This is a genomic window from Pseudomonas tumuqii (assembly GCF_013184545.1).
GTDB lineage: Bacteria > Pseudomonadota > Gammaproteobacteria > Pseudomonadales > Pseudomonadaceae > Aquipseudomonas > Aquipseudomonas tumuqii.
In genome coordinates this window covers 822,928-845,811 of the sequence record NZ_JAAOJA010000001.1, presented here as the reverse complement: position 1 = coordinate 845,811, position 22,884 = coordinate 822,928, and the positions used below count along the sequence as shown (strand labels likewise).

Below are 22,884 nucleotides of genomic sequence, written 5' to 3'. Positions count from 1 at the left end.
GCATCAGATGACTGCCTCATTAACCCTGCGCCCCACGCTCTATGAAGAACTGCTCCCCGGCGGCGGCCACACCTCGTTCGTACTCAAGCGCGGCCAGTTGCTGCGCCTCAGCGACCTCGAAGGCGGCGCCAACGTCAGCCTGCTGCTGCTCAATGCTGCCGAGAAAAGCGAACGACTGAACCTGCCTGACTCCTTGAAGTGCCAGCACACCGCCAAGCTGACCGCCGGCCACTGCCTGTATTCGGACATGGGCCGGGTACTGGCGGCGATCACCGCCGACACCTGCGGCTGGCACGACAGCTTCGGCGGTGTGCTGAATGCCGACGAGGTCGCCGAGAAATACGGCCAGGGCCGCTATCAGGAACTGCGCAACGGCTTCTTCCGCAACGGCGTGGACAACCTGCTGGTGGAAATGGGCAAGTGGAACCTCAACCTGCAGGACCTGCTGATGTGCCTCAACCTGTTCAGCAAGGTCACGGCCGACAGCGATGGCCGCCTGCACTTCCAGCCGGGCAACTCCAAGGCCGGCGACTACATCGAGCTGTATGCGCCGATGGACACATTGGTGGTGCTCAGCGCCCTGCAGCACCCCATGGATCCCGACCCCGCCTACGCGCCCAAACCGGTGCAGTTGAGCTGGCACAAGGTCGACAGCGACGGCATCAGCGTGCTCTGCCGCAGCTCGCGCCCCGAGAACGCCCGCGGCTTCCACAACACCGAACGTCTGTATATCTGAGGCTTGCCGAGATGAATCTGACCCATAGCGACAAGCACCCCGAAGCGGCCAGCTACCGCGCCACCATCGCTGCCGGCGAACCCTTCCTCTGCGAAGTAAAGGCCGGGCAGACCCTGCGCCTGCTCGATCTGGAAGGCAATCAGGCGGTCGACACCCTGTTCTACAGCGCCGCCAACCCGCGCGAGCGTTACGACGTGCAGCGCACCCTGCGCAAGCAGAACAGCGTCTACCTGACCACAGGCACGGTGCTCTACTCCAACCTGGGCAATCCGCTGCTGAGCATCGTCGCCGACACCTGCGGCCGCCACGACACCCTCGGCGGTGCCTGCGCCCAGGAAAGCAACACGGTCAGGTACGCCCTGGACAAGCGCCATATGCACAGCTGCCGCGACAACTTCCTGCGCGCCAGCCTGCACGACGGCCGGCTGAACAAGGCCGACATCGGCGCCAACATCAACTTCTTTATGAACGTACCGGTGACCCCTGAGGGCGGCCTGACCTTCGAGGACGGCATCTCCGCGCCGGGCAAATACGTCGAGCTCAAGGCGCATATGGACGTGATCGTACTGATCTCCAACTGCCCGCAACTGAACAACCCCTGCAACGGCTACAACCCGACCCCGGCCGAGGTACTGGTGTGGGATTGAAGGCAGCGACCAGCCAGACCGTAGGATGGGTTGAGCCTGCGATACCCATCACCGGCCGCACATGCATTGATGGGTATCGCTTCGCTCAACCCATCCTACGAGAGTGACCCTCTCCACATAAGGGAGAGGGGATAAAGCATCCCAACCCCGGACGACCGGGGTGCAGACCGAATACCGCGGGACGGCCCGCTTTCCCTTTCGAGGGTTTTGCTGATGTTCACCAAACTGCTGATCGCCAACCGTGGCGCCATTGCCTGCCGCATTCTGCGTACTCTCCATGAACTGCGCGTAGGCGGCGTGGCCGTCTACTCCGAAGCCGACGCCGCCAGCCTGCATATCCAGCAGGCGGACGAGGCCCACAGCCTCGGCGAAGGCCCGGCTGCGGGCACCTACCTGCAGGTCGAGAAGATTCTCGCCGTGGCCAAGCAAGCCGGCGCCCAGGCCATCCACCCCGGCTACGGTTTTCTCTCGGAAAACGCCGCCTTCGCCGAAGCCTGCGAAGCCGCGGGCATTGCCTTTGTTGGCCCGACGCCGCAGCAGTTGCGGGTCTTTGGCCTGAAACACACCGCCCGCGCCCTGGCCAAACAGCATGGCGTGCCGATGCTCGAAGGCACCGAGTTGCTGGACAGCCTCGACGCCGCATTGATCGCCGGCGAGCAAGTCGGTTACCCGGTAATGCTCAAGAGCACCGCCGGCGGTGGCGGCATCGGCATGCGCGTGTGCCACAGCGCCGTTGAGTTGAGCGAGGCCTTCGACGCGGTCAAGCGCCTGGGGCAGAACAACTTCAGCGACAGCGGCGTATTCATCGAGAAATACATCCAGCGCGCCCGCCACCTGGAAGTGCAGGTATTCGGCGACGGTCAGGGCGAAGTGCTGGCCCTGGGCGTGCGCGACTGCTCGGTGCAGCGGCGCAACCAGAAGGTGCTGGAAGAAACCCCGGCGCCCAACCTGCCGGCCGGCATGGCCGATGAGCTGTGCGCGGCAGCGATCCAGCTGGCCAAGGCGGTGAACTACCGCAGCGCCGGCACCGTCGAGTTCGTCTACGACAGCGAGGCGGCGCGCTTCTACTTCCTCGAAGTGAACACCCGCCTGCAGGTCGAGCACGGCGTCACCGAACAGGTGTGGGGCGTCGACCTGGTGCGCTGGATGATCGAACTGGCGGCCGGCGATCTGCCGCCGCTGGCCGAATTGGCCAAGGGACTCAAACCCCGCGGCCATGCAATCCAGGCGCGGCTGTATGCGGAAGATCCGGGCCGCGACTTCCAGCCCAGCCCCGGTTTGCTGACCGCCGTGCAGTTCCCGGTGGCCGACGGCCAGGCGCTGCGTATCGATACCTGGGTCGAGGCCGGCTGCGAGATCCCGCCCTACTTCGACCCGATGATCGCCAAGCTCATCACCTGGGCCGCGACCCGCGACGCCGCCAGTGCCGCGCTGGATCAGGCCCTGGCCGACACCATCCTCTATGGCGTGGAAAGCAACCGCGACTACCTGCGGCAGATCCTGGTCGACGCGCCCTTCGCCAGCGGCCACCCCTGGACCCGCTGCCTGGACAATCTCGTCTATAAAGCCGACACCTTCGAGGTGCTTAGCGCCGGCACCCAGACCACGGTGCAGGACTTCCCCGGTCGCCTCGGCTACTGGGCCGTTGGCGTGCCGCCGTCCGGGCCGATGGACGACCGCGCCCTGCGCCTGGGCAACCGCCTGCTGAGTAACGAGCAAGGCGCCGCCGCCCTGGAAATCACCATGAGCGGCCCGACCCTGCGCTTCAACACCGATGCGGTGGTGGCGGTGACCGGCGCACCGATTCCCCTGCAACTCGATGGTATCGAGCAGCCGCTGAACACCGCGCTGCTGGTCAAGGCCGGCAGAACCTTGAGCCTGGGCACCATCAATGGCGCCGGCGCACGCAGCTACCTGTGCCTGCGCGGCGGCATCCAGCTGCCGGACTACCTGGGCAGCAAAAGCACCTTCACCCTCGGCCAGTTCGGCGGCCACGGCGGCCGCGCCCTGCGTGCCGGCGATGTACTGCACCTATTGCCGCTCGCCGATCACACGGCCGGCGCGCAATTGCCCGCCGAGCTGTGCGATGCGCTGCCCGCCGAGCGCGAAATCCGGGTGATCTACGGCCCCCATGGCGCGCCGGAATACTTCACCCCGGCCTATATCGCCACCTTCTTCGCCACCGCCTGGGAAGTGCACTTCAACTCCAGCCGCACCGGCGTGCGCCTGATCGGCCCGAAGCCTGAATGGGTACGCGACAGCGGCGGCGAAGCCGGCCTGCACCCCTCGAATATCCACGACAACCCCTATGCGATTGGGGCGGTGGACTTTACCGGCGACATGCCGGTGATCCTCGGTCCGGACGGCCCGAGCCTGGGCGGTTTCGTCTGCCCGGTGACGATCATCGAGGCCGATTTGTGGCAGCTGGGGCAGCTTAAGGCCGGGGACAAGGTCAGGTTCATCCCGGTGGATATCGCCACCGCGCGACAGTTGGCCAAAGCCAATAATCTGCAGGTCACCACCCTGTGTAGGAGCCAGCTTGCTGGCGATCCTGCGCAATCCCTGATCGCCAGCAAGGGCAATGGTGCCCCCCTCGCTCCTACACAAGCCCATACCCTCACCTCCCCCATCGTCCTCGACATCGGCCACGCCGATAAACGCCTGGTGGCCCGCCTGTCCGGCGACACTCACCTGCTGCTGGAAATCGGCGCGCCGGAGTTGGATCTGGTCCTGCGCTTTCGCGGCCATGCGCTGATGCAGGCGCTGGAGGCCAAGCAGCTCGATGGGGTGATCGACCTCACCCCGGGCATCCGCTCGCTGCAGCTGCACTACCAGCCGGAAACCCTGGCCCTCAACGACCTGCTCGGCATCGTCGCCGGCGAGTGGGACGCGGTGTGCGCCGCGCAAGACCTGAAAGTGCCGTCGCGCATCGTCCACCTGCCACTGTCCTGGGACGATCCGGCCTGCCAGCTCGCAATAGAGAAATACATGACCACGGTGCGCAAGGATGCCCCCTGGTGCCCGAGCAATCTGGAGTTCATCCGCCGGATCAACGACCTGCCCAACCTCGACGAGGTTTACCGCACGGTGTTCGACGCCAGCTACCTGGTGATGGGCCTGGGCGATGTCTACCTCGGCGCGCCGGTGGCCACGCCACTGGATCCACGGCATCGCCTGGTCACCACCAAGTACAACCCGGCGCGCACCTGGACCGCGGAGAACTCGGTGGGTATCGGCGGCGCCTATATGTGCGTGTACGGCATGGAAGGCCCCGGCGGCTACCAGTTCGTCGGCCGTACCCTGCAGATGTGGAACCGCTACCGCGAAGTCGCAGCCTTCGACGGCAAACCCTGGCTGCTGCGCTTCTTCGACCAGATCCGCTTCTACCCGGTGTCGGCGGACGAACTGCTGCGCACCCGTCGCGATTTCCCCTTGGGCCGCTATGACCTGCGCATCGAACACAGCGAGCTGCACCTGGCCGACTACCAGGCCTTCCTCGTCGAGCAAGCCGAGGACATCGCCGCCTTCCGCGCCCAGCAACGCGGCGCGTTCGACGCCGAACGCCAGCGCTGGATCGAATCGGGCCAGGCACATTTCGACAGCGAGGACGTCGCCCCCGACCTGGGTGAGGACGCGCCCCTGGGCAACGGCCAGCACGCCATCGAAAGCCATATCGCCGGCAACCTGTGGCAGGTGCAGGTGGCAGTCGGCGACCGGGTCAAGGCCGGCGATGTGCTGGTGATCCTCGAATCGATGAAGATGGAAATCCCCCTGCTCGCCCCGCGTGACGGCCTGGTCAGCGAGGTGCGCGTGCAACCCGGCTCGCCGGTGCGTGCCGGCCAGCGGGTGGTGGTGCTGGAAGAAGTCTGACGCAAACCAGGATGCAGCCGTAGGGTGCGCCGTGCGCACCATTGAACACCGCGGTGCGCAAGGCCTAGGCGGCCCACGCACCCTACGAGGAAGCCAACATGACCCACGAATTCGACCTGCGCCTCGACGCGCTAAAAGCCGCCTACCAGGCCGGCAGCATCACCCCACGGCAACTGATCGCCGCCCTGCGCGACCAGGCCGCGGCGCTCAACCCCGAGTTCAACCTGTTTATCCACCTGCTCAGCACCGAAGAGCTGGAACCCTACCTGGCCGCCCTCGACGGCAAGTCGCCGGCCGAGCTGCCGCTGTACGGCGTGCCCTTCGCCATCAAGGACAATATCGACCTGGCCGGCGTGCCGACCACCGCCGCCTGCCCGGCCTTCGCCTATGTGCCGGAACGCAGCGCGACCATCGTCGAGCAATTGCTCGCCCTCGGCGCCGTGCCGTTGGGCAAGACCAACCTCGACCAGTTCGCCACTGGCCTCAACGGCACCCGCTCGCCCTACGGCGAATGCCGCAACAGCGTGCACCCGGACTACCCGTCCGGCGGCTCCAGCGCTGGCTCATCACTGGCCGTGGCCCTCGGCCTGGCCAGCTTCGCCCTGGGCACCGATACCGCAGGCTCCGGCCGGGTGCCGGCGGCACTGAACAACCTGATCGGCCTGAAAGCCAGCAAGGGACTGATTTCCACCGCCGGGGTGGTGCCGGCCTGCCGCACCCTGGACTGCGTGACCTACTTCACCGCCAGCGCCCGCGAGGCCAGCCAGTTGCTGGCCCTGACCGCCAAACTCGACCCGCGCGATACATACAGCCGGGCCAATCCGCTGTGGAACGATGCCAGCGCCTTCGGCACAGTGCAGCCGGGCTTTCGTTTCGGCGTGCCCAAACAGCTGGAATTCCTCGGTTGCGCCGAGAGCCCGGTGCTGTTCGCCGCCACCATCGAACGGCTCGAGGCCCTCGGCGGCGAAGCGGTGCAAATCGACTTCGCCCCCTTCCTCGAAGCCGCCCGCCTGCTCTATGAAGGCCCCTGGGTGGCCGAACGCTACAGCGTCGCCGGCGAGCTGATCGAGGCCCAGCCCGATGCGGTACTGCCGGTGATCAAGGCGGTACTCGAGCAAGCCCCGGGCACCAGCGCCGTCCAGCTATTCCGCGCCCAGTACCGTCTGCAGGCACTGAAAGCCCTGTGCGACCGCATCATGAGCGACCTCGACTGCGTGCTGACCCCGGCCTACCCGCGCCCGGTGACCCTCGCCGAGCTGCACGCCGAGCCGGTCAAGCGCAATGCCGACCTGGGCTACTACACCAACTTCATGAACATGCTCGACTACACCGCCGTCGCGGTGCCGGCGGGCTTTATGCAAAACGGCCTGCCCTGGGGCGTGACCCTGTTCGGCCGCGCCTTTACCGATCAGTACCTGCTGAGCCTGGCCGGCGCCTTGCAGCGCCAGACCGGGTTGCCGCTGGCCGGCGACCGTAGCCTGGACCCGAGCGCGCCGAGCGGCATCGCGCGCAACGACCGCGCGCGCCTGGTGGTCTGCGGTGCGCACCTGGATAACTTGCCGCTCAATTGGCAACTCAAGCAGCGCGGCGCGCGCCTGATCGAAGCCACCCAGAGTTCGGCGGACTATCGGTTGTACGCCCTGGCCGGCGGTCCACCCTTTAGGCCCGGTATGCTCCGGGTCGCCGAGGGCGGCGTGGCCATCGTGGTGGAAGTCTGGGAGCTGCCGAGCAGCGAGCTGGGCTCCTTCCTCACCGGCATCCCGGCGCCGCTGGGCCTGGGCAAGGTGCAGCTGGCGGACGGCACATGGGAGAGCGGTTTCATCTGCGAGCCCTGCGGCCTGCAAGGCGCCGAGGACATCAGCCACTTCGGCGGCTGGCGCGCCTATCTGCAGAGCAGGCAATAACCTGTGCAGGAGCCGGGGGACGCCTCGTCCGTGCTGGCGTCCCGGCGATCGTTGTAGGTCAAAAGCATCGCCAGCAAGCTGGCTCCTACGTCATCTACAGAATCGTCAAGGCCGTTAGGCCAGCAAGCGCTGATACTTGAGGATGCGCCCCTTGAACGGCGCATCCGGGTCATCCAGCAGGTTCACCTTGTCGGCCATCTGCTGATAACCATGGCCCAGCATCGAGCGACTGAAGCGCGCCGCATTGCCGCGGCCCGGATCGACGATCACGACCCGGCAGCAGCGCGCGCCGTGGCGGGCGATAAAGTCGGCGAGCTGGGCCGGGTGGGCGGGCTCGTAGAGCAGGTCGCTGCCGATGATCAGGTCGAACAAGCCCAGCCCCAGGTAGTGCTCGGCCCAGTCGCAGTTCTGATAGGGAATCGGCGGCAACTCATTGAGCACGGCGTTACGCAGCAGAAACTCGCCGGCCAGCGGGTGGTAGTCGCTGGCGGTGATATCCGCGCCCAGGCGTTGCAACAACAAGCTGGTCAGCCCCAGGCCGCAGCCCAGTTCGAGGATGCGCAGGCCCTGCACGGCCATGCCGCTCAGGGTCTGTGCCAACACTTCACCGGCGGGCCAGATCTGGCCGAACAGCGGCCAGGTCGCCGAAGAAATCCCCGCCAGTTCGGCCAGGCCGTCCTGGTCGGCGAACTGCTGTTTATCGCGCAGGGAACACAGGTGAAAATCCTCGGCACCGATGCTGAGGGTGGAGTATTTGATGCGGTAACCAGGCATGGGCGGCTCGGGTTGCTGAAAAGGACGTCGCACGGATGTGTTGAAGTCAGAACAGATCAGCAAGGCGCAATGCGATTTCACATTGCAAGTTACCAAGCGCGCACGGTAGTCCTTTACCCGCCATGGCAGCAAGCCCGAACGATCGGTGGTGCAGGCTAGCGTGCCGCCAAAGCAGCGCCAGCCGGTGACGCCATGGCAATTGCACGCTAGCATGGCGCCACCATTTCGCGAGCAGAACCTTGCATGCCGTCCGTTCCCTCGACCACCAGTCAACGCCCCCTGGTCCTGCTGCTGCTGGTATTGCTCGGCTGCGGCTTCCTCGCCACCTCGCTGGCCAGCTACTACGCCGCGCTCGAGTCGATCCGCGACAACATCGTCAACACCGAACTGCCGCTGACCTCGGACAACGTCTACTCCGAGATCCAGAAGGATCTGGTCACGCCGGTGCTGATCTCCTCGATGATGGCCCGCGACACCTTCGTCCGCGACTGGGTGATGAGCGGCGAGCAGGACGTCGCCCAGATGACCCGCTACCTGCGCGAGGTGCAGGAGCACTATGGCGCCGTGACCAGCTTTTTCGTCTCCGAGCAGACCCACACCTACTACCAGGCCAAGGGTGTACTTAAGAGTGTCGCCGCCCAGGAGCCGCGTGACAGCTGGTACTTCCGCGTGCGCGACATGCAGGAACCCTACGAAATCAATGTCGATGTCGACATGGCCAACCAGGACCGCCTGACCGTCTTCATCAATTACAAGGTGTTCGACTACGACCAGCGTTTTATCGGCGCCACCGGCGTCGGCCTGACCGTGGATGCGGTGGTCAAGCTGATCGATGACTACCAAATACGCTATGACCGCAGCGTGTACTTCGTCGACACCGACGGTCGCATCGTGCTCACCGGCGCTACTGGCGGACCAATGGGCGCCAAGGTCGGTCAGGCGCTCAGTGACGTGGCGGGACTGGAAGACCTCCAGGCAAAACTGCCACAGCCGCAAACCGGCGACTTCGAGTATCAGGAACACGGCCGCGGCCACTTTCTCAACGTGCGCTTCATTCCCGAGCTGGATTGGTACCTGTTCGTCGACAAGCACGAAACCGGGGCGCTGGCCGGCATTCGCCAATCGCTGTACCTCAACCTGCTGATCTGCCTGGTGGTCACCGTCATCGTCCTGACCCTGGTCAGCATTGTCCTGCGCCGCTACCAGACACGCATCGCCGCCCTGGCCACCACCGACCAACTCACCGAGTTGCTCAATCGCCGCGGCTTCGACCTGCTGGCCAACCAGGCGATCCAGGAAGCGCGGCGCAACCCCAGTCCACTCTGCGCCCTGCTGCTCGACCTCGACAATTTCAAGGATCTCAACGACAACCACGGCCATCTGGCCGGTGACGAAGTGCTGCGCGGTTTCGCCAACAAACTGCGCGACAACCTGCGTCAGTCCGACATCATCTGCCGCTGGGGCGGTGAAGAATTCATTCTCCTGCTCAAGGACACCTCGCCCGAGCAGGCGCGTCTGCTCGCCGAAAAAGTCCGCCAGCAGACCGAGCACAGCCGCTTCAGCTACAAAGGTGCCAGCCTGCAGATCACCACCAGCATTGGCCTGGCCGAACTGCACCCGGACGACTCGCTGAGCGAGCTGCTCGCCCGTGCCGATGGCGCCCTGTACCGCGCCAAACAGTCCGGGCGCAACCGCACCTGCGAAGCCAGCGCATGAATCCCAGTCGTTGCCCACGCTGCGGCCAGCGCAACCAGTGTGGCCAGGCCGAGTCCGCCACGCCCGTGACCGACTGCTGGTGTTTCAGCGCCCGTATCGACCCCGAGGTGCTCGACAGCCTGCCGCCCGAGCAGCGCAACAGCGCCTGCCTGTGCCCCCGCTGCGCCCGAGGCTTGGCACCGAGCACAACGCCGCCAAGCGCCGACTAGCCATGCGCCTCGACCGTTTTCTCAGCAACCTGCCGCGCTTCAACCGCCAGGACGTGCGCCAACTGCTCGCCAGTGGCCGCGTGCGCGTGGATGGCCAGGTCAGTCGCGACAGCCACGACGAGGTGCGGGTCTTCAGTCGCGTCGAGCTGGATGAGGAGCTGTTGCAGGCCGGCAAAGCCGCACGCTACTTCATGCTGCACAAACCGCTTGGCGTGGTCAGCGCCACCGAACATCCCGAGCACCGCACCGTGCTCGATCTGCTCGACGAGCCGGACAAGCAGGAGTTGCACCTGGCCGGGCGCCTCGACCTCAACACCAGTGGCCTGCTGCTGATCACCAACGACGGTCAGTGGTCGCGCCGGGTAACCGCGCCGACCGGCAAACAACCCAAGGTCTATCTGGTCGATACCGAAGACCCGATCGACCCGGCCTGCATCGAGGTCTTCGCCCGCGGCCTGTACTTTCGCTTCGAGGACCTGCTCACCCAACCCGCCGAGTTGCAGATTCTCGCCCCGCGCCAGGCACGCCTGACCCTCTACGAGGGTCGCTACCATCAGGTCAAGCGCATGTTCGGCCACTTCCAGAACAAGGTCGTCGGTTTGCACCGCCTGAGCATGGGCGCGATCCAGCTCGATGAACTACTCTGCCCCAGTCAGTACCGCGCCCTGACGGCCGAGGAAATCGCCAGCTTCTGCCCTGACTGACGCCAATTTCGCGCCGAGTCACACCCTTAGCAGGCTAACCGATAAACGGTAGTGCACTAACCAAATAAAGCCTTGCCAGCACCGGAGGCCACTGCTTAAATCCAACCATAAGGTCTTGATGTGACCAACCAGTCACAGAAAGCCATCTAAGCGTTCTTTTGGTTACTTGCGCTCTGCGCGAAAGGGTTCCTGCCTGGTAACACGACATCGCTCCAGCCCAGTGAAAAGGCTGCTGCGAATGCTCTATTTCAGCCCTGACCGATTGAAAAATAATTCTTATAAAAACCTCCAGCCTGACATTCGCTTGTCATGTCCAGGCGCTTTGCTATCTGTCCTACTTGCTCGGTAAACGGCCCCGCCCCGCCGTTTGCCATGGTCAATTTGCGCCTGGAGAAACAACATGCAGCCAACCATCGCTGTCGTCGACATTCACGGAACTTACAAGGTTCACACCGAGTTTTACTCCAGCCCCAGCGCCCGCAAGACCATTATCCTGGTCAACGGGTCACTGTCGACCACTGCCGCATTCGCGCAGACGGTCAAATACCTGAATACCCAATTCAACGTGGTGCTCTACGATCAGCCCTACTCCGGCCAATCGAAGCCGCACAACAGCCACAACCAGCCGCTGACCAAGGAAGATGAAGCGCGCATCCTGCTGGAGTTGATCGAGCACTTTAAAGCCGACTACCTGCAGTCGTTCTCCTGGGGTGGCGTCGCCGCCATGCTGGCCCTGGCGCAGCGTCCGCCGCGCATCGAAAAAGCGGTGATCGCCTCGTTCTCGCCGCTGATCAACGCACCGATGCTCGACTACCTGGAAAAAGGCATGGCCAGCCTGCAAGCCGTGGATGGCGTGGGTCTGGGCCACCTGGTCAACAACACCATCGGCAAGCACCTGCCGTCGCTATTCAAGCGCTTCAACCATCGCCACATCAGCAGCCTGGACGAACACGAGTACCGCCAGATGCACGCCCATATCGACCAGGTCGTGCACCTGGAAACCCATTGCCAGATGGACTGCCTGGCGGGCATCGACATTCCAGTGCTGTTCGTCAATGGCGAGCACGACGAATACACCTCGCCCGAAGACGTGCGCGTATTCGCCGAGCACCTCAGCGATTGCAAATTCGCCATCATCGACAATGCCGGGCACTTCCTCGACATGGAACACAAAGCCGCGTGGCAGCAAAGCAGCGAAGTACTGCTGGGCTTCCTGCAAAGCCCAGCACAGCGCCAAACCGGCTACCGTGCGCAGGTAGACATGCAGCATGCGCTGGCCGTATGAACCACAGCCGACCCCGTCCGCACCGAGTCGCACGAAAAAGCACTCGGCGCGGACTTCATTTCAGCCGCGACTTCCGGTATAAAGGCTCCCCCAAGCGGGCGTCGTATAATGGCATTACTCCAGCTTCCCAAGCTGATAACGAGGGTTCGATTCCCTTCGCCCGCTCCAGTCCTCTCTTTCCACATGCCCACGCATGCAGTGAAAGCCCCTGAAAACCGGCCATTGAGCCGGTTTTCTTGCATCTGAACGCTCCCTTTTAATCCCGCGCGGGCATGTATGGCTTTTTGCGTGGCTGCAAAAGCTGTGTCCCAGCGACGTGTCTGTCTCCCTGTTGGTGCCGAGGGGACGAGTTGTCGCCGCTGAGCGAAAACAGACGCTTGTCGCGGCTCAGAAGGAGCCGATGATGCGCCCGAGCACGGCCATCGCCTGTTCGCTCTGGGCGCTCCAGGGGTGGCCGTAGTTCAGGCGCGCGCAGTTGCCGAAGCGCCGGGTGGCCGAGAAGATCGGCCCCGGGGCCAGGCTGATGCCCTGGGCCAGGGCCAGTTGGAACAGCTGCAGCGAGTCGACCTGCTCGGGGAATTCGAACCAGAGAAAATAGCCGCCGCTGGGCCGGGTCACCTTGGTGCTGGCCGGGAAGTGCCGCGCGGCGGAGGCGAGCATCGAGGCCTGCTGGGTTTCCAGGGCGTGGCGCAGCTTGCGCAGGTGGCGGTCGTAGCCGCCGTGCTGCAGGTAGTCGGCCAGAGCGGCCTGGGCGGGCACCGAGGGCGAGATGGTGGTCATCAGCTTGAGCCGGCTGATCTGCTCGGCATAGCGCCCGCCGGCCACCCAGCCGACCCGGTAACCGGGTGCCAGGCACTTGGAAAACGAGCCGCAGTGCATCACCAGGCCGTCGCGGTCGAAGCTCTTCACCGGCTTGGGCGGCTGGCTGCCGAAGTACAGCTCGGCGTAGACATCGTCCTCGATCAGCGGCACCTGATGACGCTGTAGCAATTGATACAGCGCCTCTTTCTTGCTGTTGCTCATGCTCGCGCCGAGCGGGTTCTGCAGGCTGCTCATAAACCAGCAGGCCTTGATCGGCAGGCGGGCCAGGCGCTCGCTCAGCACATCCAGGTCGATGCCTTCGCGCGGGTGCACGGGAATTTCCACGGCCTTGAGCTTGAGCCGTTCCAACACCTGCAGGGTGGCGTAGAAGGCCGGACTCTCGATGGCCACCAGATCGCCCGGCTGGGTCACGCATTGCAGGCACAGGTTGAGCGCCTCCATGGCGCCGCTGGTGATCACCAGTTCCTCCAGCGGCAGCATTACGCCGCTGACCATATAGCGCAGGGCGATCTGCCGGCGCAGGTTGGGATTGCCTTCGGTCATGTCGGCGATCACCGCCTGGGGCGGCATGTCGCGCACAGTCTGCGCCATGGAGCGGGCCAGGCGCTGCAGGGGGAACAGGTCGGGGCTGGGGAAGGCCGAACCGAACGGCACGGTGTCCGGGTCTTTCAATGAGCCGAGCACCGAGAACACCAGTTCGCTGACATCCACCTCGGTGGTCTGCATCGGCTGCTGGCTGGTTTCCGGCTCTGCCAGGGAATGTCGCGCCAGCTCGCGGACGTAGTAGCCGGAGCGGGCGCGGGCCTGGATCAGGCCGCGGTCTTCCAGCAGGTAATACGCCTGGAACACCGTGGACGGGCTGACCCCATGGGTGCGGCTGGCGTGGCGCACCGAAGGCACCTTCTCGCCGGGGGCGAGTACACCGCTGCGGATCAGTTCGGCAATCTGGTCGGCGAGTTTCTCGTAGCGTTTCATCGTGTCCGTGACTGCGGCCAGTGGTGGGCCACAGTCTACTGGGAGTTGCCGATTCACGCCCGTCAGCGCCCGCGCGGGGCGATAAACACGCTTTGGGTTTGTGCGCGCTGATCCGCATCGGCCAGGTTGCTCAGCTCGAAACGCACCGGCCTGGTCGCGCCGGCGGCCTGCTCGACCAGCTGCACCACCGTCACCGGCACATCGAGAATTTCCCCAGGATTCAGCTGCAGCTGCTGCTGCGGTGCATCCAGGCGCAGGCCAGGGCTGTCGACCAACGCCAGGCCATAGAGCTGCGGCTGTTGGGTCTTGTTGATCACCTTGAGCAGGTAGGTGTTCTCGATCTGCCCCAGCTGGTTTTCGCGGAACATGCTGCGGTCCTTGGCCGAGTCGATGGACAGCATCGAGCGCGCGCTCAAGGCCCAGACAAAGGCGGCGAGCATCAGCACCAGCGCGATGCCATAGCCGATCAACCGTGGCCGCAGCCAATGGGTCTTGCCGCCCTGCAGTTCACGCTCGGAGTGATAGCCCACCAGACCTCTGGCATAGCCCATCTTGTCCATCACCCCGTCGCAGGCATCGATGCAGGCGCCGCAGCTGATGCAGTCGATCTGCAGGCCATCGCGAATATCGATGCCGGTGGGGCACACCTGCACGCACATATAACAGTCGATGCAATCGCCCAGGCCCTCGGCCTTGTGGTCACTGTCCTTCCTGCGCGGGCCACGGCCTTCGCCACGCTTGGCGTCGTAGGCGACCAGCAGGGTGTCATCGTCGAACATCGCACTCTGAAAGCGCGAGTAGGGGCACATATGCACGCAGACCTTCTCGCGTAGCCAGCCGGCGTTGAGATAGGTGGCGGCCATAAAAAACAGCACCCACACCAGCGTGCCGCCATCCAGTTGCAGGCGCAGCAGGTCGCTGGCCAGCGTGCGGATCGGCGTGAAGTAACCGATAAAGGTCAGCGCCGTGAGCAGGCTGACCGCCAGCCAGATCCCGTGCTTGGCACTGCGCCGCAGCAGCTTGTTCAGCGACCAGGGCGCGGCGTCCAGCTTGACCCGCTGATTGCGCTCGCCCTCGGTGACCTTCTCCGCCCACATGAATACCCAGGTCCACACACTCTGCGGGCAGGTGTAGCCACACCACACCCGCCCGGCCACCACGGTGATGGTGAACAGGCCGAAGGCGGCGATGATCAGCAGCGCCGAGAGCAGGGTGAAATCCTGCGGCCAGAAGGTCGCGCCGAAGATGTAATAGCGGTGCTCGGCCAGGTTCCACAGCACCGCCTGGCGACCGTCCCAGTCCAGCCAGGCGGTGCCGAAGAAGATCAGAAACAGCAAACCCGCACCGTACAGGCGCAGATTGCGAAAACGGCCGCTAAAACTGCGGGTATGAATCGGCCCGCCAGCCTGGGAGGGCGTCAGGCGGATAGGCTGGCGCGGGTCGATGGTCTCGATGATCTGCGCGGGAATACGTTCGCTCATTACGGGCCTCGTCGGGCTTTATCAGGCGAGGCGAATGATGCGAGCGCGGGGATTTGGATAACAGACTCAGGTTTTCAAATAAAAAGCGGATCAGATGGTGGAGCAGGCGAGGGGCGCTGTGGCCCTGGACGCATAGCAATGTTCTTGACCGCTTTGGTGTCAACCCGAGGGACGTCCGCTCCTGAGCCGAAAGCGAACGTTTACAGCAGGAGAAATCTTCTTTGGCCGACGAACCCAGCCAAGACTGAATACAATGTGCACCCGATTACCCTGGGCCATAGATATGGCTGCATCGCACAAGGAACTCGCCTCCATGGCCTCCCCAGATAAACAGCAAAAACGCGCCCAGCGGGCCAAAGCCAAGGCCAAGCAGAACCGTTCGGGCAAGGCCAAAGCCAATGTCGTCCATCCGCTGCTGGCCAATCCGCTGATCAACGAGCCGTTCGATGATGTCGAAATCGACCTGAGCACCTTCGACTTCAAAGACATCGAAGAGAACGGTTTCGACCCGGCGCACTTCGACGATCTGTTCCAGGCGATGAAATTCGGCGAAGGCATCAGCCTGCTAGCGATGTGCCTGGTGTTCCTGCAATACCCGGTGTTGGAGCTGGTGGTCGCCGAGGAAGCGGAAGACGCGGCCACCGACTTCATGATGGGCCTGCTGATCACCTATCGCGGGATCTTCCACGATGAAGACGAAGACACGGCAGTGGATTGGATCGGCAGCGTCGCCTTCCAGAATGCCTACAACGAAGCGTCGATGATCCTGCAGAAGAAGAACGCGCGCGGCACCCGCGTTTAGCCGCGCGCCGAGCAGCCACTGCTGACCAGGCCATCTGCTCCGTATTTTTCCGCCGGATCTGCAGCTGTTTCGCTATCAGGGCCACGCGCATAGTGTGGCCGTCGATAACAGCCGAGGCCGCCGATGTACCAATACGATGAATACGACCGCGCTCTGGTGCGCGAGCGCGTGGCGCAGTTTCGCGATCAGATAGAGCGGCGGCTCAGCGGTGAGTTGAGCGAGGAAGAGTTTCTGCCGCTGCGTTTGCAGAACGGCCTCTACATGCAAAAGCATGCCTATATGCTGCGTGTGGCGATTCCCTACGGCACCCTGTCCGCGCGGCAACTGCGCACCCTGGCGGGCATCGCCCGGGACTACGACCGCGACTACGGGCACTTCACCACCCGGCAGAATATCCAGTTCAACTGGATCGAGCTGGAGCAGGTCGGCGACATTCTCGAACGCCTGGCCGAGGTCGAGATGCATGCGATCCAGACCTCCGGCAACTGCGTGCGCAATATCACCACCGAGGCTTTCGCCGGGGTCGCCGCCGACGAGCTGCTCGACCCGCGGCCATTGGCGGAGATCCTGCGCCAGTGGTCGACGGTCAACCCAGAATTCCTCTACCTGCCGCGCAAGTTCAAGATCGCCCTGTGCGCGGCGCAGGAAGACCGCGCGGCGGTGATGATGCACGACATCGGCCTGTACCTGTACCGCGACGCGGCCGGCGAGTTGCTGCTGCGGGTGATGGTCGGCGGCGGCCTGGGGCGCACCCCGATCCTCAGCCAGCAGATCCGCGAGGGCCTGCCCTGGCGGCACCTGCTGTCCTACGTCGAAGCCGTGCTGCGGGTCTACAACCGCCACGGCCGGCGCGACAACAAGTACAAGGCGCGGATCAAGATCCTGGTTAAGGCCCTGGGCATCGAGGCCTTCGCCCGGGAAGTCGAGGCCGAGTGGCAGCAGATCAAGGACGGCCCGGCGGAGCTGACTGCGGCCGAGTATCAGCGGGTGGCGGCGGCCTTCGTCACGCCGGCCTACGCCAACCTGGATGAGGTTGATCTGGACTTCGGCAGCGCCCTGGCCCGCGACCCGGGCTTCGCCCGCTGGGTCTCGCGCAATGTGCGCGCGCACCGGGTGGCGGGCTACGCCTCGGTGGTGCTGTCGACCAAGCCGGGGGCCAGTTCGCCGCCCGGGGATGTGACCTCGGCTCAGATGCACGCCATCGCCGACCTGGCCGAGGACTTCGGCTTCGGCGAAATCCGCATCGCCCACGAACAGAATGTGGTGCTGCCGGATGTGCGCAAGGCTGACCTGCATGGCCTCTACCAGCGCGCCCTGAGCCATGGCCTGGGCACCGCCAATATCGGCCTGCTGACCGACATGATCGTCTGCCCGGGCGGCGATTACTGCGCCCTGGCCAATGCCAAGTCGATCCCCATTGCCCAGTCGATCCAGCAGCGTTTCGCCGACCAGGACGCCCTGCACGAACTGGGCGAACTGAGCCTGAACATCTCCGGCTGCATGAATGCCTGCGGCCATCACCACATCGGCAATATCGGCATCCTCGGCGTGGATAAGAACGGCAGCGAGTGGTACCAGGTGACCATCGGCGGTGCCCAGGGCAAGGCCAGCGCCCTGGGCAAGGTGATTGGTCCCGCGTTCAGCGCGGCGGAGATTCCCGAGGTCATCGAAGGCCTGGTCAAGACCTTCAGCGACTACCGCGAGGTCGACGAACGCTTCGTCGATACCGTGCAACGCATCGGCCTCGAACCCTTCAGGGAACAGGTCTATCGCAAGACCCAGGTGCCGGCATGAATAACCTGATTCGCTTGAGCGCGGGCCAGGCCCGGGTGGTTGAGGATGATCCCTGGCAGTGGCTGCGCGAGCCGGACCAGGCGCGGCCCGTCGGCCCGCTGATCTTGCCGTTGGCGGCCTGGCTGGCGCGGCAGGATCAGGCGACGCTCGCGGGCCGGCGCTTCAGCCTGGACGGCCTGTGCTTGGCCCCGGACGACGAGGTCGAGACGATTGCTGCCTATCTGTCGGTGCTGCCGCTGATCGCCATCGAGTTCCCCAGCTTCCGCGACGGCCGCGGTTACAGCCAGGCCTACCTGCTGCGTACCCGGCTGGGCTGGGCCGGCGAGTTGCGCGCGCTCGGCGATGTATTGCGCGACCAGCTCAGCCATATGCGCCAGTGCGGCTTCGATGCTTTCGCCGTGCGCGAGGACAAATCCGCGGCGGACGCGCTCAAGGGCCTGGCCGGCATGAGCGTGCTCTACGGCCGCTCGGCCATCGAGCCGCGGCCGCTGTTCCGCCGCCGTGGCGCGAGTGCGGCCCCTGATGCTTAAAGACCTGACCTGGCTCCTGGCGTTGCAATTGGCAGGCAACCTGCTGAGCGCCTGATGGCTGCCCATGCTGCCGGTGGTCGCGGCGCTGTGCAGCCTGGTGCGCGGGCGCCAGGCCAGCTCGGCCGAGCCCCGCGTGGCAGAGCCGGCTGGAGCTTGAACGCTGCTTGGTGCGCGTAAAGGTGTAAAATTACGCCCAGCATCTTAAGCAGCCGGACGGTAACAGCCCATGCGTTATTCAGAAGACCATAAAGCCCAGACCCACCAGCGCATCATCGACGAAGCGGCCCAGCGCTTTCGCCGCGACGGGGTCGGTGCCACCGGCCTGCAGCCGCTGATGAAGGCCCTGGGCCTGACCCACGGCGGTTTTTACGCGCACTTCAAATCCAAGGACGAACTGGTCGAAACCGCCCTGCGCAGTAGCGCCGAGCAGCTCAAGGCGAGCACGGAGGAGATCTTCGCCGGCGCGGATCCGCTGCCGCAGTTTATCGCCCGTTACCTGTCCACCGCCCACCGCGCCAACCCCGGCGACGGCTGCCCGCTGCCGACCGTGTCCGCCGAACTGGGCCAGCGCGGCCAGCCCAGCCCGATTACCGACGAGGTGGTCAGCGATCGCCTGTGCATGATCGAGTCCTGCCTGGACGGCGAAGACGCCGCCGAGCGCAGCGTACTGCTGCTGTCGGCCATGGTCGGCGCCCTGCTGCTGTCGCGCAGCGTCAGCGATCCCGCCCTGTCCGACCGCCTGCTGCAAACCACGAGAAACGTGTTGCTTGAACAGGTAGGCGGCAAACCCGCTCGCTGAACGCTGAGCGGCGCTTTAGCCGGCGATGGTACCTTCGAAGCAAAAGATCGCCCCCATCGTCCTCGGCAGATCCCGTTGCAACACGGGTTCAGTGAAGCCGGCGAAGCTGACCGTGTCCAAGGCTCATACATGACGCCTCTGTCGGTGGATTTTCCACCTGCCGAGGTGTCCAGGGAAATCAGACCACTACAGACTCGGCTGGCAGTCATCGACTCAAGCCGAGGCGCTCGTGCCACTGGGCGATGGACTCCTCGGGGTAGCCGTCGAATTGTTTATCGCCGGGCCGTATCTCGAGTTCGACCCAGGACGCTTTCGAACCGAGCAGCAGATGCGTGTGTTCCGGCGGCACCGGCAGAGGCGTGTCGATAGCCGAGGCGAAGGGGTGAATGAGATCCGGCCACTCCGGACTGAAGAGCCAGAGGGCGCTGCCACAGAGCCGGCAGAAATGCCGCTCGGCACTGCTGGTATGGGTGCGGCGCTCGCCTTCGCGCTTGATCTTGGCGTGATAGATGGATACCTGCTTGCGCCCCCTGACTTTCAGGCTGTGCGCGTCGCCGCCCAGGTTGATCGAGTAACCGCCGCCGCCCTGGGTCTTGCGGCAAATCGAGCAGTAGCAACGCTGGTAGGGATAGGGATGGGCGCTGGTCAGGCTGAACACTACCGCGCCGCAATGGCAGGAACCTTGAAGGAGCATGGATGACCCTCCTGGCCAACGCGGTCCGTTGGCAAGATCGGTGATTAGGTCTTGGACCCGCACCTCTTCGCTTCGCACGAGGGCATGAGTCGGCTGCAGTTTTCCGCGTTGCCGTCGCCACGACCTCCAGCGGCTCCTGTCTCGGGCGGCTGGTTTGAGTGTCATCCTGTACCTGCGCTGTCCTCCTGCGAGAAAGCGGCCTCCAGCGCGGAATGTGACGGCCCCTTTGAGCCTAGATGACACCGACGCGTAGCGTAGGGCTCAGCCTGCTGTGCGTCTGCAGGCCGTGCCTGGACATACCGCGCAACGCCCGGCCGATGAATGTCGAGCCGGCGGCCAGACTGCTGCCGGGCTGGGTAGTCCCGGCGCAGGTGCTGAGCCACGCCCAAGTGGTTGGCGCAGTGATAGTGATCGGCGCTATCGTGCGGCTGAGCTGTCGTAAACAGACATGAGCCGCCTTGAGCCCCAGGCCGAGGAACAGACGCTCCCTAGCGGCGTCAGATCTACAGCAATCAATTCAGTGCGCCGCCCTGGCGCCCGACCCAAGGACCACCGCATGTATCGCAAACGACTTCCCTGCACCCTGGCCTTGCTCGCCGTACTCACCGGCTGCAGCTCGGTAGACAGCAGCAAGACACCGGCACCACCCGCCAATCCCAACGGCGTGTGTAACGCCGAACTGGTGCAAGGCATGCTGGGCCAGACCGCGACCGCCGAACAGGTCGAACAGGCGCGCCAGCACGCCGGCGCACGTAGCGTTCGCGTACTCGCCCCCGGCGATGCAGTGACCCTGGACTACAACTCGCAGCGCCTGAATATCGATATCGACGAGGCCGAGGTGATCCAGCGGATCAACTGCGGCTGAACCTGAGCCCGTGAGCCGTCAAGGGCCAATACCGCACCAGCGCCCCTCATCCTGTCCAGGCCAAGCGTTATGTTGATCGACGAAGAACTCACCCTGAAGAAGCTGGAAATCTTTCTGGCCTTCATGCGCAGCGGCAACCTGGCGCGGGCGGCGGCCGAACTGGAGACCAGTACGGTCAGCGTGCATCGTGCCATCCATTCGCTGGAGAGCGCCTTGCGCTGCCCGCTGTTCAAGCACGAAGGGCGCAACCTGATCCCGTTGAAAAGTGCTTATGTGCTGGAAGAACGGGCGCTGAAGCTGATCCAGCAAGTGCTCGACAGCGTGCGCCTGACCCGTGAGGCGGCGGGTTTCAGCGCCGAGCGCTTCAAGCTCGGCGCGCTCTACTCGCTGACGGTGAAGACCGTGCCGCAGTTGATCATGGGTCTGAAAATCCGCCGCAGCGAGCTGAACATCGACCTGATCCTCGGCTCCAATGTCGACCTGCTGCACAAGCTGAAGAACATGGAACTGGACGCCATCCTGGTGGCGCTCAACGACAGCGTCAGCGATCCCGACTGCGAACAACTGCAGCTGTTCTCCGACGATATCTTCCTTGCCGTGCCGGTCGACTCGCCCTTCGCCCAGCAGCCGGCGGTGGATCTGGCCGACCTGCGCGAAGCCACCTTCATCACCCTCACCCAGGGCTTCGCCACCCATCAGGACGGCGCGCGGGTGTTCCAGCAGGCGGGCTTCGAGCCAAAAGTGGCGATGCAGGTCAACGACATCTTCACCCTGCTCAGCATGGTCAGTTCCGGAGTCGGCTACGCCCTGCTGCCGGGGCGCATCGCCGCGGTCTATGAAAACCGCGTGAAGCTGATTCCACTGCAGGCCAAATACCACCTGCAACAGCATATCGGCGTGGTGTTTCTCAAGGCCAAGGAGCGCGACCCGAACCTGCTCGCGCTGCTTGCCGAATGCCGCATGTACAGCCTGAGGCACGACGCCTGAACGGGCGGTGTAGAACCGTAGGGGCGGGGGGGACGCCCAGTCCCATACCCGCGAATGATCAGCCCATCAACCCGCGCATGATGAAGAACAGCAGCGACGGCCCGAGCAGGCAGCCCAGCGCGGTATAGAACGCCGCCGTCAGACAACCGTAGGGCACCAGCTTCGGGTCGGTCGCCGCCAGGCCGCCGGCCACGCCGCTGGAGGTGCCGATCAGGCCACCAAAGATCACCGCACTGCGCGGGTTGTTCAGACCGATATAGGGCGCAACGAAGGGCGTCGCCACCATCACCAGGATCGCCTTGACCAAGCCGGCGGCGATCGACAGCGCCATCACTTCCGAACTGGCGCCAATCGCCGCACCGGTCACCGGACCGACGATATAGGTCACCGCGCCAGTGCCGATGGTGGTCAGGCTGACGGCGTCGGTGTAACCGAAGGCCATGGCCACGCCAACCCCGGCAACAAATGAGGTGCCCACGCCGACGAATAGCGCCAGCACCCCGGCAACACCAGCGCGTTTCAGCTCTTCGACACTCACGCCAAACCCGGTGGCGACAATGGCGAAGTCTCGCAGCATGGCCCCACCCAGCAGGCCGATACCGGCAAACAGCGGGATATCCACCAGACCCTTACTCCCGCCGGTGTAGGCGCCGCCGATATAGGACAGCAGCAGGCCGAGCAGGATGGCAATCGCCGAACCATGCAGGCGGCCTTTGGTGAAGGTATCGGAGATCCAGTAGGACACCCACATGGTGAGGCCGACGACGGCGAAGCCGCTGATCAGGCCGTAGCTGGTGATTACTTTCATCAAGGATTCGTACATGGCGATCACCGTGGCAGTTTGGTCAGGGGAGTAGTGTCGAGTTCTTCAGACTTTTTTTGCCCGATACGACTCAGCACCGGCACCAGGGCAAACCCCACGACCACCGCGAGGGTGCCCGCGATAATCGCCATCGGACCGCCACTGAGGGCGCCGTAGACGTTCTGCTGGGCGGCCATGGCGACCACGATGGGGATGTAGATGGCACTCCAGAACGCCACGCCCTTCTCGGACGTAGCGTCGAGCACCCCGCGCTTGTGCAGGTAACTGCCCAGAAAAATCAACAGCATCATGGCGATGCCGACACCGCCGACGTTGGCGGGTACGCCGATGAGTTTGCCCAGCAGTTCACCGATAAAGATGCCTGCCAGGGTGCAGAACGCCAGAAAGGCTACACCGTAGATGATCATTGTTTTTATCCTCATGTTCGGGTCGAAGTTGTTGTTTTTGTCCTTCGCAAATCGGCACGG

General features: G+C 64.3%; 20 protein-coding genes and 1 tRNA gene. 15 read left to right on the top strand and 6 right to left on the bottom strand.

From position 1 onward, the window contains the following. The first annotated feature begins 7 nt into the window (after positions 1 to 7). The 4 genes from G9C89_RS03840 (at position 8) to atzF (ending at position 7,157) form a co-directional block, all read left to right on the top strand. Entirely contained in the window at positions 8 to 736 is a 729-nt protein-coding gene (locus tag G9C89_RS03840) for an urea amidolyase associated protein UAAP1 (RefSeq protein ID WP_172144673.1), read from the top strand. Between the two features lie 11 nt (positions 737 to 747). Further along, complete coding sequence (locus G9C89_RS03835) at positions 748 to 1,383, top strand: urea amidolyase associated protein UAAP2 (RefSeq protein WP_172144670.1); 636 nt, start codon at positions 748 to 750, stop codon at positions 1,381 to 1,383. Positions 1,384 to 1,596: 213 nt separating this feature from the next. Next, the gene (uca, locus tag G9C89_RS03830; protein ID WP_172144667.1) at positions 1,597 to 5,253 is read left to right on the top strand and encodes an urea carboxylase; all 3,657 of its coding nucleotides are present in this window, start codon (positions 1,597 to 1,599) and stop codon (positions 5,251 to 5,253) included. A 98-nt stretch (positions 5,254 to 5,351) separates the two neighbouring features. After that, positions 5,352 to 7,157: an allophanate hydrolase gene (gene atzF, locus G9C89_RS03825; RefSeq protein WP_172144637.1), complete on the top strand. Its 1,806-nt coding sequence runs from the start codon at positions 5,352 to 5,354 to the stop codon at positions 7,155 to 7,157. A gap of 114 nt (positions 7,158 to 7,271) precedes the next feature. Here the strand turns inward: atzF and G9C89_RS03820 are convergent, their stop codons facing one another. After that, the gene (locus tag G9C89_RS03820; RefSeq protein ID WP_172144618.1) at positions 7,272 to 7,931 is read right to left on the bottom strand and encodes a class I SAM-dependent methyltransferase; all 660 of its coding nucleotides are present in this window, start codon (positions 7,929 to 7,931) and stop codon (positions 7,272 to 7,274) included. A 243-nt stretch (positions 7,932 to 8,174) separates the two neighbouring features. Here G9C89_RS03820 and G9C89_RS03815 point away from each other — a divergent pair, with 243 nt between their 5' ends. The 5 genes from G9C89_RS03815 to G9C89_RS03795 all read left to right on the top strand — a co-directional run bounded on the left by G9C89_RS03815 (position 8,175) and on the right by G9C89_RS03795 (position 12,013). Continuing rightward, entirely contained in the window at positions 8,175 to 9,647 is a 1,473-nt protein-coding gene (locus tag G9C89_RS03815) for a sensor domain-containing diguanylate cyclase (protein WP_172144615.1), read from the top strand. Beyond that, a complete protein-coding gene (locus G9C89_RS03810) occupies positions 9,644 to 9,856 on the top strand; it encodes a cysteine-rich CWC family protein (RefSeq protein ID WP_172144603.1) in 213 nt (70 codons plus the stop codon). The genes G9C89_RS03815 and G9C89_RS03810 overlap by 4 nt, the downstream gene beginning before the upstream one ends. A 2-nt stretch (positions 9,857 to 9,858) precedes the next feature. Then, the gene (locus G9C89_RS03805) at positions 9,859 to 10,560 is read left to right on the top strand and encodes a pseudouridine synthase (RefSeq protein ID WP_172144601.1); all 702 of its coding nucleotides are present in this window, start codon (positions 9,859 to 9,861) and stop codon (positions 10,558 to 10,560) included. A 400-nt stretch (positions 10,561 to 10,960) separates the two neighbouring features. Then, a complete protein-coding gene (locus tag G9C89_RS03800; protein WP_172144599.1) occupies positions 10,961 to 11,845 on the top strand; it encodes an alpha/beta fold hydrolase in 885 nt (294 codons plus the stop codon). A gap of 94 nt (positions 11,846 to 11,939) precedes the next feature. After that, positions 11,940 to 12,013: transfer RNA gene (locus G9C89_RS03795), tRNA-Gly, on the top strand. A 219-nt stretch (positions 12,014 to 12,232) separates the two neighbouring features. Here the strand turns inward: G9C89_RS03795 and mapR are convergent. Then, positions 12,233 to 13,642, bottom strand: a complete 1,410-nt coding sequence (gene mapR, locus G9C89_RS03790) for a GntR family transcriptional regulator MpaR (protein ID WP_172144597.1) — start codon at positions 13,640 to 13,642, stop codon at positions 12,233 to 12,235. A gap of 62 nt (positions 13,643 to 13,704) precedes the next feature. Further along, positions 13,705 to 15,123, bottom strand: a complete 1,419-nt coding sequence (gene ccoG / locus G9C89_RS03785) for a cytochrome c oxidase accessory protein CcoG (RefSeq protein ID WP_172144595.1) — start codon at positions 15,121 to 15,123, stop codon at positions 13,705 to 13,707. Positions 15,124 to 15,436: 313 nt separating this feature from the next. On the opposite strand from ccoG, the gene G9C89_RS03780 reads away from it, so the two are divergent. The 4 genes from G9C89_RS03780 (at position 15,437) to G9C89_RS03765 (ending at position 19,048) form a co-directional block, all read left to right on the top strand. After that, positions 15,437 to 15,925, top strand: coding sequence for a hypothetical protein (locus G9C89_RS03780; RefSeq protein WP_172144593.1), 489 nt, complete (start codon positions 15,437 to 15,439; stop codon positions 15,923 to 15,925). 123 nt (positions 15,926 to 16,048) lie between these two features. Next, positions 16,049 to 17,719: a nitrite/sulfite reductase gene (locus G9C89_RS03775; RefSeq protein WP_172144591.1), complete on the top strand. Its 1,671-nt coding sequence runs from the start codon at positions 16,049 to 16,051 to the stop codon at positions 17,717 to 17,719. Continuing rightward, positions 17,716 to 18,249, top strand: coding sequence for a DUF934 domain-containing protein (locus tag G9C89_RS03770; protein WP_172144589.1), 534 nt, complete (start codon positions 17,716 to 17,718; stop codon positions 18,247 to 18,249). Before G9C89_RS03775 ends, G9C89_RS03770 begins: the two co-directional genes overlap by 4 nt. Positions 18,250 to 18,475: 226 nt before the next feature. Next, complete coding sequence (locus tag G9C89_RS03765; RefSeq protein WP_172144587.1) at positions 18,476 to 19,048, top strand: TetR/AcrR family transcriptional regulator; 573 nt, start codon at positions 18,476 to 18,478, stop codon at positions 19,046 to 19,048. 205 nt (positions 19,049 to 19,253) lie between these two features. Here G9C89_RS03765 and G9C89_RS03760 read toward each other — a convergent pair whose 3' ends face one another. Continuing rightward, positions 19,254 to 19,742, bottom strand: a complete 489-nt coding sequence (locus G9C89_RS03760) for a GFA family protein (RefSeq protein ID WP_172144585.1) — start codon at positions 19,740 to 19,742, stop codon at positions 19,254 to 19,256. Between the two features lie 556 nt (positions 19,743 to 20,298). On the opposite strand from G9C89_RS03760, the gene G9C89_RS03755 reads away from it, so the two are divergent. Both G9C89_RS03755 and G9C89_RS03750 read left to right on the top strand, forming a co-directional pair. After that, on the top strand, positions 20,299 to 20,607 hold the full coding sequence (locus tag G9C89_RS03755) for an I78 family peptidase inhibitor (RefSeq protein WP_172144582.1): 309 nt from the start codon (positions 20,299 to 20,301) through the stop codon (positions 20,605 to 20,607). 69 nt (positions 20,608 to 20,676) lie between these two features. Continuing rightward, on the top strand, positions 20,677 to 21,594 hold the full coding sequence (locus G9C89_RS03750; RefSeq protein WP_172144580.1) for a LysR family transcriptional regulator: 918 nt from the start codon (positions 20,677 to 20,679) through the stop codon (positions 21,592 to 21,594). Positions 21,595 to 21,652: 58 nt separating this feature from the next. Here the strand turns inward: G9C89_RS03750 and madM are convergent, their stop codons facing one another. Beyond that, on the bottom strand, positions 21,653 to 22,417 hold the full coding sequence (gene madM / locus G9C89_RS03745) for a malonate transporter subunit MadM (RefSeq protein WP_172144578.1): 765 nt from the start codon (positions 22,415 to 22,417) through the stop codon (positions 21,653 to 21,655). Between the two features lie 5 nt (positions 22,418 to 22,422). Continuing rightward, complete coding sequence (gene madL / locus G9C89_RS03740; RefSeq protein ID WP_172144576.1) at positions 22,423 to 22,824, bottom strand: malonate transporter subunit MadL; 402 nt, start codon at positions 22,822 to 22,824, stop codon at positions 22,423 to 22,425. Positions 22,825 to 22,884: the final 60 nt, after the last annotated feature.